Source organism: Streptomyces sp. NPDC002935, from assembly GCF_040611295.1.
In the GTDB taxonomy this organism is placed as follows: Bacteria; Actinomycetota; Actinomycetes; order Streptomycetales; family Streptomycetaceae; genus Streptomyces.
Genome location: NZ_JBEXNW010000001.1, coordinates 277,136 through 292,623, shown reverse-complemented (window position 1 = coordinate 292,623; position 15,488 = coordinate 277,136). Strand labels below are relative to the sequence as shown.

Genomic DNA, 15,488 nt, shown 5'->3' with positions numbered 1-15,488 from the left:
GGGCTATTCTCCCGCGCCGCCGTGCAGGCTCTGCACCGGGTGGGCCCGCAGCGTGTCCAGGGTGCCGGTGTCGCCGCCGAGCCCGTCGACGGCGGCGTACGCGGACGCGATGCAGGCGGGGATGCCGACTCCGTCGTACGCCGCGCCGCACACCGCGAGGCCCGGCAGTTTGCCGACGTGGTCGCGGACGCGGGCCACGCGCGCGTGGTGACCGACGGGGTACTGGGGCAGTCCGTCGTCCCAGCGCGTCACCCGGGTCGCCACCGGGGCGGCCTCGATCCCGATCGCCTCGCGCAGATCGTGCCGGGACACCTGGACGAGGTCGGCGTCGGCCCGGCCGAGCACCTCCGTCTCGCCGTACCGCCCGACGGAAGTGCGCAGCACCGTCAGGCCGGGGTCCTGGTCGGCGATCCAGCCCCATTTGCGGGAGGCGAACGTGGACGCCTTGATGGTGTGCCCGTCAACCGGCGGCACCAGGAATCCGCTTCCCTCGGGGAGGGTGATGTCGTCGCCGCGGTAGGCGAGGGTCACCAGGGCCATCGACGCGTACTCCACGGCGGCCAGCTCGGCCGCGGCGGCGGGGGCCTCGGCCCGCAGCAGCTCGGCGGCGGCCGGGGCGGGCAGCGCGAGGACGACCGCGTCGGCGTGCAGGACACGGCCTCCGGCGACGACACGCCAGGCCGCGCGGGGTCCCTCGGCGGTGCCGGGCCCGGTGGCCGCGGTCCTGCGCAGCTCGGTCACCGGCGTCCCGGTGCGGATCTCGCCCCCGCGTGCCGTCACCGACTCCGCGACGGCGAGCGGCAGTTGGCCCACTCCGCCGTCGATGCCCATGAACACCGGGCCGGTCTGTCCGGCGGCGGCCGCCTTGGCCTGGATCTCGCGGACGGCCTCGGTGAGGGACGTGTGCGTGCGGGCGGCGGCGTAGAGCTGGGGGACGGCGAGGCGCAGGGAGATGCGGTAGGCGTCGCCCGCGTACACACCGCCGAGGAGGGGTTCGACGAGCCGGTCGACGACCTCGCGGCCCAGGCGTGCCGCCACGTACTCGCCGACGGCGATGTCGTCGCCGACCTCCGTGCGGGGCAGGTCGGCGTCGCGCTCGATGCGGCGCAGGCCCTCTTCGGAGAGGACGCCGGCGACGGCGGACGCACTGCCGGGGACGCCCATGACGTGGCCCTTGGGCATGGGGCGCAGGACGCCGCGGTTCCACAGGGAGGCCGTCGCGGTGGCGGGCGCCTGGAGGCGGTCGCCGAGTCCGGCCTCGCGGGCGAGGTCCACGGCCTCCGGGCGGCGCGCCAGCATCGACTCGGCTCCGAGGTCCACGCGGGTGCCCGCGATCTCGCCGGGCAGCAGTTTGCCGCCCAGGCGGTCGGACGCCTCCAGGACGGTGACGCGTGCGCCTCGCCCCAGCAGGCGGTGGGCGGCGGCCAGTCCCGCGATCCCTCCACCGACCACCACGACGTGTCCCGAACCCGTAGAAGTGTCCTCTTCGCGCATGACTCCACCTTCTCAGACCCTGTCGGCGGCTCCGGAGGGGAGCCCGGTGTCCGGCGCGAGTCCGGACCGTGACCGCATCGGGACCGGATCCCGCCAACGTCCCGTGCCGGTCCGGCGTCGAAGGACCGTCAGTCGTCACCACCCTGGGGGTAGGCCCGCATGCTCACACGCAGTTCCGGACGTCCGGCACGACCCGTGCCACCTGTCTCGTCCGTCTCACCCGCATCGCCTGTACGCCCGGTCCGCACGGCCCGGGTCCTGGCCGGGATGTTCCTCGTCACCGCGCTCGCGCTGGCGGGATGCGGCGCCGCCGATGACTCGGCGGGCAGCAGCAGCGACAAGGGGTTCGCGCAGGACGCCGGGAACGCGAAGGCCGGCCCCGCGGAGAGGGCGGACTCGGGTGCGGCCGGGAGCGACGGCTCGGGCGGACGCAAGGCCGCCCCGCCCAAGGTGACGGTGAACCGCATCATCCGCACCGCTTCCCTGACCGTGGTGGTCAAGGAGGTGCCCCGGGCTCTGGACGACGCCCGGACCACGGCCGAGAACGCCGGCGGCTACGTCGGCAACGAGACCACCACCCGTGACGGCAGGGGCCACGAGCGCACCCGCGTCATCCTGCGGGTGCCCACCGAGCGGTACGACGAGGTGCTCGCCGATCTGGAGGGCGCCGGCAAGGTCGTCGCGCGGACGGCCAAGGCCGAGGACGTCACCGATCAGGTCGTGGACGTGGAGAGCCGCGTCAAGTCGCAGCGCGCCAGCGTGACCCGGGTCCGCGAACTGATGGACAAGGCGACCAAGCTCAGTGATGTCGTCGCCCTGGAAGGGGAGTTGAGCAGCCGGGAGGCCGACCTGGAGGCACTGCTCGCCCAGCAGGCGTCGCTGAAGGACCGCACGAGCCTGGCCACGATCACGCTCTCGCTGTCCGAGACCCCGGTGAAGAAGGCCGAGAAGAAGGACGAGGACCCGGGATTCCTCGACGCGCTCCAGGGCGGCTGGGACGTGCTGGTCACGATGGTGCGCTGGCTGGCCCTGGCGGTCGGGGCGCTGCTCCCCTTCGCGGCGGCCCTGGCCCTGATCGTCCTGGTGTGGATGCGTCTGCTGAGTCCCCGGCTGCGCCGCCGCCCGGCCCCGGCGGGGGCTTCGGGTCCGGCCACCGCGGTGCCTTCGGGTGCCTCACCGGCGGTGCCTTCGGGTTCGTCCGCGGCCCCGGCTTCGGGCCCCTCCTCGCCTGCTGCCACGAGTCCGAGGACGGCCCCGGTTCCGGCCTCCCGCCCTGCTTCCGAGCCGGCTACCGCGCCGGCCACCGACCCTTCGTCGGGGACCGCGGCCGCGCCGAAGGGCGGTGAGGAGGACTGAAATGCCGGGCCCCCGTAGCGTGTTCGTATGAGCATGAGCCGTACGAGCGGTAGTGGCGGGGCCCGGGAACGACTGGTCGTCATCGGCGGTGACGCGGCGGGCATGTCCGCCGCGTCACAGGCGCGTCGGCTGCGCGGTCCGGACGAGTTGGAGATCGTGGCGTTCGAGCGGGGCCACTTCACGTCGTACTCGGCGTGCGGCATCCCGTACTGGGTGGGCGGCGACGTCTCCGAACGCGACCGGCTGATCGCGCGGACCCCCGAGGAACACCGAAAGCGCGCCATCGACCTGCGGATGCGTACGGAGGTCACCGAGATCGACGTCTCGGGCGCCCGGGTGCGCTCCCGGGAGCTGGACACCGGGGCCGAGGCGTGGACGTCGTACGACAGACTCGTGATCGCGACCGGCGCGCGTCCGATCCGCCCCGACCTGCCGGGCGCCGACGCGCCGGGCGTGCACGGTGTGCAGACCCTGGACGACGGACAGGCCCTGCTCGACACGCTGGCGGCGACCGAGGGCCGTCGCGCGGTGGTCGTCGGCGCGGGCTACATCGGCGTGGAGATGGCCGAGGCGCTCATCAATCGCGGGTACCAGGTGACGGTCGTCAACCGCGGCAAGGAACCCATGTCCACGCTCGACCCGGACATGGGCCGGCTGGTGCACACCGCCATGGAGGGCCTCGGGATCACCATGGTCGACGACGCCGCGGTCACCTCGTTCCTCACCGGCGATGGGGGAGGGCGGGTCCGCGCGGTCGTCACGGAGGACGCCATCTACCCGGCGGACGTGGTGGTGCTCGGCATCGGCGTACGTCCCGAGACGACGCTCGCCCGGGCGGCGGGGCTGCCGCTCGGCGAGCACGGCGGGCTGCTCACCGACCTGGCGATGCGGGTGCGGGGGCACGAGAACATCTGGGCGGGCGGCGACTGCGTCGAGGTGCTCGACCTGGTCTCCGGGCGCGAACGGCACATAGCGCTGGGCACCCACGCGAACAAGCACGGGCAGGTCATCGGCTCCAACGTGGCCGGCGGGTACGCCACGTTCCCCGGTGTCGTCGGGACGGCGGTGAGCAAGGTCTGCGATCTGGAGATCGCGCGCACCGGGCTGCGCGAGAAGGACGCGCGCCGGGCGGGGCTGCAGTTCGAGACCGTCACCATCGAGTCGACGAGCCGTGCGGGCTACTACCCGAACGCCGCCCTCATGACGGTGAAGATGCTCGCGGAGCGCCGCACGGGGCGGCTGCTCGGCGTGCAGATCGTCGGCCGGGAGGGTGCGGCGAAGCGCGTGGACATCGCGGCGGTGGCGCTGACCGCGGGCATGACGGTGGAGCAGATGACGACCCTGGATCTCGGCTACGCGCCGCCCTTCTCCCCGGTCTGGGACCCCGTCCTGGTGGCGGCCCGCAAAGCGGTGGCGAAGGTGCGGCACGGCGCCCCGTGACGGACGCGGGCCGGGTGCGGGACGGGCGGGACGGCACGTCGGCTGCCGTGCCGGGCGGGCACGGTCGACGCCAGGTCGACGGCCCGCGGCGGCGCCGCGCCGCTACGCGGACTCGTGTCCGGCGGTCCCGTTGATCCGGTCGATCGCCTGCCGGGCCTGCTCCGCGGGCGGCCGGGCCGGCAGCGAGGAGACCGAGGCCGGTGCCGTTACCGCGGGCGGTGCCTGGGCCGGCTTCGCGTGCGCGGCCGACCGGGAGGACCGCAGGCGGTGGCTGACGGCCTCGTCCAGCGTCACCGGCCGCTGCAGCCGGGCCGCGAGCCGTCCCGCCTCCTGGCCGAGCGAGGCGACGTCCTCCCACGGGAGGTGCAGCACCAGGGCGATCTCCGCCTCACCGTCGGGAAGGGCATGCATCGGAGGAGTTGTCCGGTCGTTCATCGCCTGTGTCCTCACGTCGTCACATCGTCGCGTCGTTCCCGCGTGGCGGCATCACCGCGGCGCGGGCGGTCGAGGAGACATACGGCTGCGGTGGCACATGTGTTCAGTGGGAGACCGCGCCGGCCACCGCACCGGTCGCACGGCACCCCGGGCCCGCTGGAGCGCGGATTCACCCCGCGCATCGGGGGCAGTACTTCCTTGTGGTCATTCCCGTCCATGACGTGAACCCGGTGCGGCGCACGCCCTATGTGACGTACGCGCTGATCGCCGCCAATGTCCTCGTGTTCCTCTACACCCCCGGCCTCGCCGGATCGGTGGCCGGGGACAGCGCGCTGTCGCAGCTGTGCCATCTGCGCGCGTTCATGGACCACTACGCGGCCGTACCGCAGGAACTGATCCATCATCAGATGCCCCGGCTGGTGCCGACCGGCGCGGTCGGTGCCGGGCCGCACGGGGCGGGCTGTGTGGTGGGCCCGCCGGGCTACGACAAGTCGCCGCCGCTGTCGGTGGTCACGGCGATGTTCCTGCACGGGAGTTGGCTGCACCTGCTGGGCAACATGCTCTTCCTGCTGATCTTCGGCAACAACATCGAGGACCGGCTCGGACATGTGCGGTTCACGCTGTTCTACGTGGCCTGCGGCTTCGCGGCGGCATACGGCTTCGCGCTGGTGAACGCCGACTCGGGCGACCCGCTGATCGGCGCCTCGGGGGCGATCGCCGGGGTCCTCGGCGCGTATCTGGTGCTGTATCCGAAGGCCAGGGTCTGGGTCCTCGTCCCGTTCCTGGTGTTCCTGCCGCTCCGGCTGCCCGCGTGGCTCGTGCTGGGCTTCTGGTTCGTGCTCCAGGCGGCGTACTCGTCCGGCGCCGCCGTGCCCGCCGCGGGCACCGTGGCCTACGCGGCGCACGTCGTCGGTTTCCTCGCCGGCATGCTCCTGGCCTGGCCGCTGCGCCCCGGCACCCCGCCCCCGCCCGAACCGCGCCGCCTGCTGTTCGGCAGACAGGCGCGGCACAGCTGGTGAGCCGGCGAGGGTCCGCCGAACTAGCGGGCCGTCTGCGTGTGGACGTACTCGACGAGGCGGGTCAGGGAGTCCGGGTCCATGCTGGGCAGGACGCCGTGGCCGAGGTTGAAGACATGGCCCTCCAGACCGGCGGCGGCGTCGAGCACCTCGCGGGTCTTCGCCTCGACGGCCTCGGTGGGGGCGAACAGGACCGCGGGGTCGAGGTTGCCCTGGAGCGCCTTGCCGGGGCCGACACGGCGGGCGGCCTCGTCGAGCGGGACGCGCCAGTCGACACCGACGACGTCGGCGCCGGCCTCGCCCATGAGGCCGAGCAGCTCACCGGTGCCGACGCCGAAGTGGATGCGCGGCACGCCGTACGAGGCGACGGCGTCGAAGACCTTGGTGGACGCGGGCATCACCGAGCGGCGGTAGTCGGCGGGTGCCAGCGCGCCGACCCAGGAGTCGAAGAGCTGGACGGCGCTCGCGCCCGCCTCGATCTGCACCTTCAGGAAGGCCGAGGTGATCTCGGCGAGACGGTCGAGCAGGTCGGCCCACAACTGCGGGTCGCCGTACATGAGCGCCTTGGTGTGCTCGTGGTTCTTGGACGGACCGCCCTCGACGAGGTAGCTCGCGAGGGTGAAAGGCGCCCCCGCGAAACCGATGAGGGGGGTCTCGCCGAGTTCGGCCGTCAGTAGCCCGATGGCCTCGGTGACGTACCAGACGTCCTCGGGGGTCAGATCGCGCAGCTGGGCCAGGTCGGCGCGGGTGCGGATCGGGTTCTGGACGACCGGGCCGACGCCCGGCTTGATGTCCAGGTCGACGCCGATGGCCTTCAGCGGGACGACGATGTCGCTGAAGTAGATCGCCGCGTCCACGTTGTGCCGGCGGACCGGCTGGAGCGTGATCTCGGCGACCAGGTCGGGCCGCATGCAGGACTCCAGCATGGGGATGCCCTCGCGCACCTTGAGGTACTCGGGCAGTGAGCGACCGGCCTGGCGCATGAACCACACGGGCGTGTGCGGCACGGGCTCGCGCCTGCACGCCTTGAGGAAGGCGGACTCGTACGTGGCTGTCGGCTGCTGCCCGGCGGGGCTGTGGTTGGCGCTCACGACGGAAAGTCTCCCACGGCTCACGGACATCCCCGTCCCGGGCCCGGGTGCGCCCGCCGCCCCGGTTCCGGCGCCCGGGACGGCTCCCCTGGACAGCCGTGTTCGCGCACCGCGATCCGGACAGGGGTCCCACGCACGGGTGTCTCTCCCTGCGCGCGGGCTCCGTTCCCCTTAATCTTCCCCGCATGGCTGCGGCTCAGGGACGACTGTCGGACGGCGCTGGCGGAATGGACGACGCGAAGGAGGAGGACAGGAATGCGGCGGAGACGGCCCCGTTGCCCTTCCGGGCTGCCGTCGACGCACTGAGGGCCGCGCGGCTGCGGCCGGACATCGAGATCGACCCGACGCGACCACCGCAGCGCCTGGCTCCGTACTCGTACGCGCTGGAGGCCGCGGTCGTCGCCGACGACGAGGATCTGGCCGACGGCCGCCTCGTCCTGCTGCACGACCCGGCCGGGCACGACGCGTGGCAGGGCTCCTTCCGTCTGGTGACGCTGGTCCGCGCGGAGCTGGAGCCGGAGATGGCCGCCGACCCGCTGCTCCCCGAGGTCTGCTGGTCATGGCTGACCGGCGCGCTCCAGGCCCGCGGGCTCTCGTACGGCGAGGCGAGCGGCACTGTCACGCGCGCGAGCTCCCAGTATTTCGGCGGGCTCGCCGAGCGCCCGGCCGCCTCGCAGATCGAGATCCGCGCGTCGTGGACACCCCGGGAGGGCCTCGGCGGCGTCCCCGACACCGCCGCGCACCTCGCGGGCTGGTGCGATCTGCTGTGCCAGATCGCCGGACTGCCGCCGGTGACTCCGGGTGACGCCTCGGTCGTCACCCTGCCGCAGCGCCGGGGACCACAGTCCCGCTGACCGCCGAGAGGGCGCGCGCCGACGCGCGCGCCCTTTCCGTTTCCTTACCGGCCGATTGTCGATACGACCACTTTCGGCCGCGTATCGACGCGGAACGACTCGGTTCGATCTTCGGATGATCGACCGCATGTCCGAATTGCACAGATTATTACTCACCACATCGTGATCATTCTCTAAAGGTCGATGGGTTTGATGCCGAAGACGTCTGTGACCTTGAAAGCACGGTTCGTCCTGGCTCGACCCCCAGAGCCGGTCCCCGTCCCGCACCCCAGGAGGCCTGGTGTCCGTTCTCCTCGAGCAGCCCGCAAGCCTGGTCGCCTACCGCCCGAACAAGCCGACCGCCATGGTGGTCGTGGCCGACCCCCGGGTCCGCTCCACCGTCACCCGCCATCTGTGGGCGCTCGGAGTGCGCGACGTCATCGAGGCGTCGTCCGTCGCGGAGGCCCGTCCCCGAATCGGCAACCCGCGCGACATCTGTGTCGCCGACGTCCACCTGCCGGATGGTTCCGGCCTCACCCTCCTCTCCGAAACCCGAGCCGCGGGCTGGCCCAACGGCCTCGCCCTCTCCGCAGCCGACGACATCGGCGCCGTGCGCAACGCCCTCGCGGGCGGCGTCAAGGGCTACGTCGTCACCGGCACCCGTACGAACGTCGGGCTCCCCACCCGGCCCGGCGCCGCGCCCATCGGCTCGGCCGCCGCCCGTATGCACCGCCGCCCCCCGGGTGCCCCGAGCCACCCGGGCGGCTACCGCGAACTGTCCGGCCGTGAGGTCGAGGTCCTTCGACTGGTCGCGGAGGGCCAGTCGAACAAGGCCATCGGCGTCTCCATGGGCCTGTCCGCGCTCACCGTCAAGAGCCACCTCGCCCGCATCGCCCGCAAGCTCGGCACGGGCGACCGCGCCGGAATGGTCGCGGTGGCCCTGCGGACCGGAATCATCCACTGACCCCTCCCCGGCACCACCCCGCCCTCCCCTGCCCCGGCCCCCACCCTGGTACGTGAACCGGATCTTTCGCCTGCCTGACTGGTTTACGACCATCCGACGCCCGTCGACGGAACGTTCCGTCGGCGGGCGTTGTCCATACACAGATACCCTTGACAGGTGACCGACGCCCAAGAGACCGCAGCAGACAGCTCACTGCGAACCACCGGAGGCGGCCCTCCGGACGACGTCGAATCGGCGCCGACCCCTTTGCTCGAGCCCCGAGAAGGCATTCCGCCCGTGATCGCCGACGACGCCTCGCTCGCCGAGGTGATCGCCGCCTTCGCCGCCGGATCCGGCCCCGTGGCCGTCGACGCCGAACGCGCGTCCGGCTACCGGTACGGCCAGCGCGCCTATCTGGTGCAGCTGCGCCGCGAAGGCGCCGGCAGCGCGCTGATCGACCCCGTCGCCTGCCCCGACCTGTCGGGTCTCGGCGAGGCGATCTCCGGTGCCGAGTGGGTCCTGCACGCCGCCACCCAGGACCTGCCCTGTCTCCGCGAGATAGGCATGATCCCCACCAGCCTCTTCGACACCGAGCTGGCCGGGCGTCTGGCCGGGTTCCCCCGGGTGGGCCTGGGCGCGATGGTCGAGGGCGTTCTCGGCTTCGTCCTGGAGAAGGGGCACTCCGCCGTCGACTGGTCGACGCGCCCGCTGCCCGAGCCCTGGCTGCGCTACGCCGCGCTCGACGTGGAGCTCCTCGTCGACCTGCGCGACGCCCTGGAGAAGGAACTCGACCGGCAGGGCAAGCTCGAATGGGCCCGGCAGGAGTTCGACGCGATCGCACAGGCCGAACCCGCGCCGCCGCGCAAGGACCCCTGGCGCCGTACGTCCGGGATGCACAAGGTGCGCCGCCGTCGGCAGATGGCCGTCGTCCGGGAGCTGTGGGAGACCCGGGACCGGGTCGCGCAGCGCCGGGACATCTCGCCGGGCAAGGTGCTCGGGGACGCGGCGATCGTCGAGGCAGCCCTGGCCGTGCCCGCCAACATGCACGCCCTGGCCGCGCTGAACGGCTTCGGGCACCGTATGGGCCGGCGCCAGCTGGAGCAGTGGCAGGCCGCGGTAGACCGGGCGAAGGCGCTGCCGGACGCCGAGCTGCCGCAGCCGGGGCAGACGGTGACCGGACCTCCCCCGCCGCGGGCCTGGGCCGACAAGGACCCGGCCGCCGCCGCCCGGCTCTCCGCCGCGCGGGCAGCCGTGTCGGCGCTGGCCGAGCAGCTGAACATGCCGCAGGAGAACCTGATCACCCCGGACACCGTGCGCCGCGTGTGCTGGGAGCCGCCCGCGACGCCGGACGCGGAGTCCGTCGGCGCGGCGCTCACCGGCTGCGGGGCACGGCCCTGGCAGGTCGAACTGGTCACGCCGGTGCTGGTGACGGCGCTGTCCCTGAAGACCGCCTAGGAACGGTCGGGGCCGTCTGTCCGCGCGGCGGGCGCCCTGGAACCTGTCCCCAGCGGGCCGCGCAGGACCTGCTCGTCCGGACGGCCCCTCGGACACGGTCAGAACCTGCCCGCCCAGCAGGTGATCTGGGTCTGGCACCTCGTCCGCCCAGCAGGCCGCGCCAGTCCCGGTCGTCCGGAGGCCGCCCAGGACGTGCTCGCCCGGATGGGCGCCTCGGCCCGGTCATCCGAAAGGCCGCCCGTGGCCCGGTCATCCGGAAGGCCGCCCGGGAGCTGTCCGCCCGGCCACCCCCACGGGAAGCGGTCGTCGGCCGGCGACTGTAGGGCACGGGCACAAAAGAGGTGACACAGCGCTGGGGGCGGGCCCGATCACGCGGCCCCGTCCGCCTCGATCGCCTCCCCCGTACGCACCGTGTGCTCCGAACGGGTCCTTGAAGCGGAATCGGCGCGTCGTCGGGACGACGAGATCACGCCAAGATCGTGGGCCGCCCGGCCGCACCGCCCCCTGGCGGCTGCCCGCCACAGTGGACGTCCGGCCGCCCCGAAACGCCGTCGCCGCAGGCCGGGCGGCAGCACACGGGCCGTCCGTCACGGCCGTCGGCGTGGCGGACCCGGGGCGGCGCGCCGGTCCCGGCGCCGGTACACGGCGGGCCGGGCCGAGAACGCGTAGACCTTGGGGATGTGACCTTCGCCGCTCCCGGCCTCGGGACTGGGCAGGTTGGTTACTCGTAAGTAGCATGGGTGCTGAGCGCGCGCTCAGGCGTGTGTCCGCGCAGCAGTGCCATCCCGCATCTGGAGGAGAGCCATCGTGCCTCGTACCGTCAGGGACGTCGTCTTCGTAGACGGCGTCCGCACCCCGTTCGGCAAGGCGGGCCCGAAGGGCATCTACCACGAGACCCGCGCCGACGACCTCGTCGTGAAGGCCATCCGGGAGCTGCTGCGCCGCAACCCCGGTCTTGACCCCAAGAAGATCGACGAGGTCGCCATCGCCGCGACCACGCAGATCGGTGACCAGGGTCTGACCCTGGGCCGCACGGCCGGCATCCTCGCCGGGCTCCCCCAGTCGGTCCCCGGCTACTCCATCGACCGCATGTGCGCGGGCGCGCTGACCGCCGTCACCGCCACCGCGGGCTCCATCGCCTTCGGTGCGTACGACGCCGTCATCGCCGGCGGTGTCGAGCACATGGGGCGCCACCCCATGGGCGAGGGCGTGGACCCGAACCCGCGGTTCGTCAGCGAGAAGCTGGTCGACGAGTCCGCCCTGTTCATGGGCATGACCGCCGAGAACCTGCACGACCGCTACCCCACCATCACCAAGCTGCGCGCCGACGAGTACGCCGTGCGCTCGCAGGAGAAGGCCGCCAAGGCGTACGCCAACGGCAAGATCCAGCAGGACCTGGTGCCGATCTCGGTGCGCAACACCAACGCGGAGGTCGGTGAGACCGGCTGGGGCCTGGTCACCGCCGACGAGCCGATGCGTCCGGGCACCACGCTGGAGAACCTGTCCGGCCTGAAGACCCCGTTCCGCGTCCACGGCCGTGTCACCGCCGGTAACGCCGCCGGTCTGAACGACGGTGCGACCGCGTCGATCCTCGCCTCCGAGGACTTCGCCCGCGAGAACGGCCTGCCGGTCAAGATGCGCCTCGTCTCGTACGCCTTCGCGGGCGTCGAGCCGGAGGTCATGGGCTACGGCCCGATCCCGGCCACCGAGAAGGCCCTCGCCAAGGCCGGCCTCTCGATCGAGGACATCAACCTCTTCGAGATCAACGAGGCCTTCGCCGTTCAGGTGCTCGCCTTCCTGGAGCACTACGGCATCGCCGACGACGACGCGCGCGTCAACCAGTACGGCGGCGCCATCGCGTACGGCCACCCGCTGGCCTCCTCCGGCGTGCGTCTGATGACGCAGCTGGCCCGCCAGTTCGAGGAGCAGCCGGAGGTCCGTTACGGCCTCACCACCATGTGCGTCGGCTTCGGCATGGGCGCCACGGTGATCTGGGAGAACCCGCACCACAAGGACGCCGGAGGCGACAAGTGACCACCGCTGAACTCCTGAAGGGCGCAGCCGAGCTGTTCCCCGACGAGGTAGTGACGTCCGCGAACGTACGCCACCTCGACCTGCCGTTCGGTGCCGGGCGCTTCGCGCTCATCACCCTGGACAACGGCTTCGACCACACCAAGCCGACCACCTTCGGCCCCGCGTCGCTGGCGAAGCTCGACGCCGCCATCGACCAGGTCGAGAAGGAGGCCGCGGCCGGCGAGATCGTCGGTATCGGTGTCACCGGCAAGCCGTTCATCTTCGCGGTCGGCGCCGACCTCAAGGGTGTCGAGCTGCTCAAGAAGCACGAGGACGCGCTCGCCATCGGCAAGGGCGGCCACGAGGTCTTCAAGCGACTGTCGGGCCTCGCGGTCCCGACCTTCGCGTACTACAACGGCGCGGCGATGGGCGGTGGCGTCGAGGTCGGTCTGCACTGCTCGTACCGGACCGTCTCCGCGGCTCTGCCGGCGTTCTCGCTCCCCGAGGTCTTCCTCGGTCTGGTGCCCGGCTGGGGCGGCTGCACGATCCTGCCGAACCTGATCGGTGCGGACAAGGCCGTCTCGGTGATCATCGAGAACTCGCTCAACCAGAACAAGCAGCTCAAGGGCGGGCAGGTCTACGACCTCGGCATCGCCGACGCGCTCTTCGAGGGTGCGGACTTCCTGGAGCAGTCGCTGCTGTGGACGGCCTCCGTCCTCAAGGGCGACATCGCCGTCGAGCGCCCGGAGATCGACCGCGGCGAGGCCTGGGACCAGGCCGTCGAGCGCGGCCGGTCCATCGCCGACAGCAAGGTGCACGGGGCCGCCCCGGCCGCCTACCGCGCGCTGGACATCATCGCCGCGGCCAAGGACGGCGACCTGCAGAAGGGCTACGACGCCGAGGACGTGGCGCTCGCCGACCTGATCATGGGTGGCGAACTGCGCTCCGGTATCTACGCCTTCAACCTGGTCCAGAAGCGCGGCAAGCGTCCGGCGGGTGCGCCGGACAAGTCCCTCGCGCGTCCGGTCACCAAGGTGGGCGTCGTGGGCGCGGGCCTGATGGCCTCGCAGCTCGCCCTGCTCTTCCTGCGCCGCCTGGAGGTCCCGGTCGTCCTCACGGACATCGACCAGGAGCGCGTCGACAAGGGTGTGGGCTACGTCCACGCCGAGATCGACAAGCTGCTGCTCAAGGGCCGCGTGAACCAGGACAAGGCCAACCGCCTGAAGGCCCTGGTCTCCGGTGTGCTGGACAAGGCCGAGGGCTTCTCCGACGCGGACTTCATCATCGAGGCCGTGTTCGAGGAGATCGGCGTCAAGCAGCAGGTGTTCGCGGAGGTCGAGGCGGTCGCCCCGGCGCACGCGATCCTCGCCACCAACACCTCCTCGCTGTCGGTCACCGAGATGGCGTCGAAGCTGAAGAACCCCGAGCGGGTCGTGGGCTTCCACTTCTTCAACCCCGTCGCGATCCTCCCGCTCCTGGAGATCGTGCGCGGCGAGCAGACGGACGACGCCTCGCTCGCCACGGCGTTCGCCGTCGCCAAGAAGCTGAAGAAGACCGCGGTTCTCACCAAGGACGCCCCGGCGTTCGTCGTGAACCGCATCCTGACCCGCTTCATGGGCGAGATCCAGAACGTCATCGACGAGGGCACCTCGGTCGAGGTCGCAGAGAAGGCGATCGAGCCGCTCGGCCTGCCGATGTCCCCGCTGGTCCTCCTCGAACTGGTCGGCCCCGCGATCGGCCTGCACGTCTCGGAGACCCTCAACCGGGCCTTCCCGGACCGCTTCACGGTCTCCCCGAACCTCGCGGCCGTCGTCAAGGCGGGCAAGCGCGGCTTCTACGTCTACTCCGCCGAGAACGGCTTCAAGCCGGAGCTGGACCCCGAGGTCGCGGCTCTCCTCAAGCAGGGCGACGTCGTCCTGACGGAGGAGCAGGTGCGCGCCCGGGTCCTCGACGCGGTCGCCCAGGAGATCGGGCTCATGCTCGACGAGGGCGTCGTCGCCGAGGCCCAGGACATCGACCTGTGCCTGATCACCGGCGCGGGCTGGCCCTTCCACCTGGGCGGCATCACGCCGTACCTGGACCGTGAGGGTGTCTCCGAGCGGGTGACCGGGAAGCGGTTCCTGGAGCCCGGCGTGGCTTCCGTTCCCGCGTAACGGCCTTACGGCACACGCGAAAGAGGGCCTCCGCTTCTGGCGGGGGCCCTCTTTCGGCTTCACATCCGGACCAACTGCCTGCGTACGCCCAGCGGTCGGCACCGCCCACCGCCGTACTCCCCTTCTACGCCGCGGACTTGCCGCCGGAAGGGCTGAGCCCGGGGCAGGCCGCGGCCAGGTCATGAACTGGCCGCGGCCTGCCCCGGGCCGACGGCGTCAGACCGGGCGCCACGCCTCCAGGGCGATTCCCGGCTCGTCCTTGCGACGGGTGACCAGGAGCTCGCCGGTACTCGGGGAGAGAGTCGCGGCGACGACACGGCCCTCCTCGTCCTCCGCCAGCGACACCAGGGCGTCGGCGGGGAGTTCCGGCCCCGACTCCGTCCACCACGCACCCGCCGACTCGTCCTCGGTCGGATAGGCGGCGAAGGCCACCCGTCCGCTCGCCGAGCGCTGGGCGAGCAACGTGCAGTCGTGGCCGTCGAGTTCGACGCGGATGACGCAGACCGGACCCGGGCCGGCCGAAGCCAGCAGGGCCACGGGCTTGGTGCCGGGGCGCCAGACGCACACATCGCCCGAGTCGTCGGTGAAGAAGAGTGTGGTGGAGTCCGCCGAGGTCGCGATCGCGCGCAGGGTGCCCGGGCGGACCGGTGCCTCCAGCGCCTCGTCCAGGGCGGGTATCCCGCCCGCCTCCTCCTGGCGCCAGTGCATAACGCCGCCCGGGACGGCCGCGTACAGCTCGACACGGCCGGAGTCCCCGGTCACGGCCGCCAAGTCCCCATGGACGTCATGTCCCTTGAGGTCGCGCCAGGGCCCCCAGCCGCCCTTCTGCTTCTGGCCGACCATGCTCACTCCGCCGCCCTTGTTGCGTACGAAGACATGGGCGCGCCCCTCCGCGTCGACCGCGACGGCGGGGTTGCCGGTCCGGTCCCCGGTGCGGTCGGGGTGACCTATCGGGTGCCAGTCGAGGGCGGCGAGATCCGGCCGGTAGTGGGTCGAGTGGACGAGACCCGACTGGTCGCGGACCGTCGGACGCCAGGAGACCAGGTGCGTATAGCGGTCGGGGCCCTGGCCCAGGGCCAGAACGGAGTGCAGGCGTTGGGCACCGCCCATGGTGCGCGGAGGGTCCCAAGGGCCACCGGGTCCGCGCTCCGCCCGGCAGCGGACGGCGGCCTCCGACAGCAGGTACGCACTGAGCCTGCCGTCGCGGCCACGTATGAGCCAGTCGACGTTCACCGGTTCACCTTAATCGGGGGCGCGCC

The 15,488-nt window shown here is 72.3% G+C and carries 12 protein-coding genes; 8 read left to right on the top strand and 4 right to left on the bottom strand.

Annotated features, from left to right (window positions below; translation table 11 throughout):
• Positions 1 to 3: 3 nt before the first annotated feature.
• On the bottom strand, positions 4 to 1,494 hold the full coding sequence (gene hemG / locus ABZX90_RS01210; protein WP_351130457.1) for a protoporphyrinogen oxidase: 1,491 nt from the start codon (positions 1,492 to 1,494) through the stop codon (positions 4 to 6).
• Between the two features lie 267 nt (positions 1,495 to 1,761).
• Here hemG and ABZX90_RS01205 point away from each other — a divergent pair, with 267 nt between their 5' ends.
• Positions 1,762 to 2,850 carry a DUF4349 domain-containing protein gene (locus ABZX90_RS01205; RefSeq protein WP_355200653.1) on the top strand — a complete coding sequence of 363 codons (1,089 nt, stop codon included), beginning with the start codon at positions 1,762 to 1,764 and terminating at the stop codon, positions 2,848 to 2,850.
• Between the two features lie 27 nt (positions 2,851 to 2,877).
• Positions 2,878 to 4,290 (top strand): FAD-dependent oxidoreductase, encoded by a 1,413-nt coding sequence (locus ABZX90_RS01200; RefSeq protein WP_355200651.1) that lies wholly within the window; start codon positions 2,878 to 2,880, stop codon positions 4,288 to 4,290.
• 102 nt (positions 4,291 to 4,392) lie between these two features.
• On the opposite strand, the gene ABZX90_RS01195 is transcribed toward ABZX90_RS01200, so the two are convergent.
• Positions 4,393 to 4,725, bottom strand: coding sequence for a hypothetical protein (locus ABZX90_RS01195; RefSeq protein ID WP_351130462.1), 333 nt, complete (start codon positions 4,723 to 4,725; stop codon positions 4,393 to 4,395).
• Between the two features lie 200 nt (positions 4,726 to 4,925).
• Here ABZX90_RS01195 and ABZX90_RS01190 point away from each other — a divergent pair, with 200 nt between their 5' ends.
• The gene (locus ABZX90_RS01190) at positions 4,926 to 5,744 is read left to right on the top strand and encodes a rhomboid family intramembrane serine protease (RefSeq protein WP_355200649.1); all 819 of its coding nucleotides are present in this window, start codon (positions 4,926 to 4,928) and stop codon (positions 5,742 to 5,744) included.
• Between the two features lie 20 nt (positions 5,745 to 5,764).
• On the opposite strand, the gene hemE is transcribed toward ABZX90_RS01190, so the two are convergent.
• Positions 5,765 to 6,832, bottom strand: a complete 1,068-nt coding sequence (gene hemE, locus ABZX90_RS01185) for a uroporphyrinogen decarboxylase (RefSeq protein ID WP_351130463.1) — start codon at positions 6,830 to 6,832, stop codon at positions 5,765 to 5,767.
• 185 nt (positions 6,833 to 7,017) lie between these two features.
• Here hemE and ABZX90_RS01180 point away from each other — a divergent pair, with 185 nt between their 5' ends.
• From ABZX90_RS01180 to ABZX90_RS01160, 5 genes are all read left to right on the top strand, one after another.
• A complete protein-coding gene (locus ABZX90_RS01180) occupies positions 7,018 to 7,686 on the top strand; it encodes a DUF3000 domain-containing protein (RefSeq protein ID WP_351130464.1) in 669 nt (222 codons plus the stop codon).
• A gap of 280 nt (positions 7,687 to 7,966) precedes the next feature.
• Positions 7,967 to 8,629, top strand: a complete 663-nt coding sequence (locus ABZX90_RS01175) for a response regulator transcription factor (RefSeq protein ID WP_019073943.1) — start codon at positions 7,967 to 7,969, stop codon at positions 8,627 to 8,629.
• Positions 8,630 to 8,785: 156 nt separating this feature from the next.
• Entirely contained in the window at positions 8,786 to 10,063 is a 1,278-nt protein-coding gene (locus tag ABZX90_RS01170; protein WP_351130465.1) for a ribonuclease D, read from the top strand.
• 807 nt (positions 10,064 to 10,870) lie between these two features.
• Complete coding sequence (locus tag ABZX90_RS01165; RefSeq protein WP_351130466.1) at positions 10,871 to 12,097, top strand: acetyl-CoA C-acyltransferase; 1,227 nt, start codon at positions 10,871 to 10,873, stop codon at positions 12,095 to 12,097.
• Entirely contained in the window at positions 12,094 to 14,229 is a 2,136-nt protein-coding gene (locus ABZX90_RS01160; protein ID WP_355200647.1) for a 3-hydroxyacyl-CoA dehydrogenase NAD-binding domain-containing protein, read from the top strand. Before ABZX90_RS01165 ends, ABZX90_RS01160 begins: the two co-directional genes overlap by 4 nt.
• A 216-nt stretch (positions 14,230 to 14,445) precedes the next feature.
• On the opposite strand, the gene ABZX90_RS01155 is transcribed toward ABZX90_RS01160, so the two are convergent.
• Complete coding sequence (locus ABZX90_RS01155) at positions 14,446 to 15,462, bottom strand: hypothetical protein (protein WP_355200645.1); 1,017 nt, start codon at positions 15,460 to 15,462, stop codon at positions 14,446 to 14,448.
• Between the last annotated feature and the right edge of the window lie 26 nt (positions 15,463 to 15,488).

Coding starts and splice junctions, on each gene's coding strand:
- hemG (WP_351130457.1), bottom strand. CDS start 1,494: ATGCGCGAAGAGGACACTTCTACGGGTTCGGGACACGTCGTGGTGGTC.
- ABZX90_RS01205 (WP_355200653.1), top strand. CDS start 1,762: ATGTTCCTCGTCACCGCGCTCGCGCTGGCGGGATGCGGCGCCGCCGAT.
- ABZX90_RS01200 (WP_355200651.1), top strand. CDS start 2,878: ATGAGCATGAGCCGTACGAGCGGTAGTGGCGGGGCCCGGGAACGACTG.
- ABZX90_RS01195 (WP_351130462.1), bottom strand. CDS start 4,725: ATGAACGACCGGACAACTCCTCCGATGCATGCCCTTCCCGACGGTGAG.
- ABZX90_RS01180 (WP_351130464.1), top strand. CDS start 7,018: ATGGCTGCGGCTCAGGGACGACTGTCGGACGGCGCTGGCGGAATGGAC.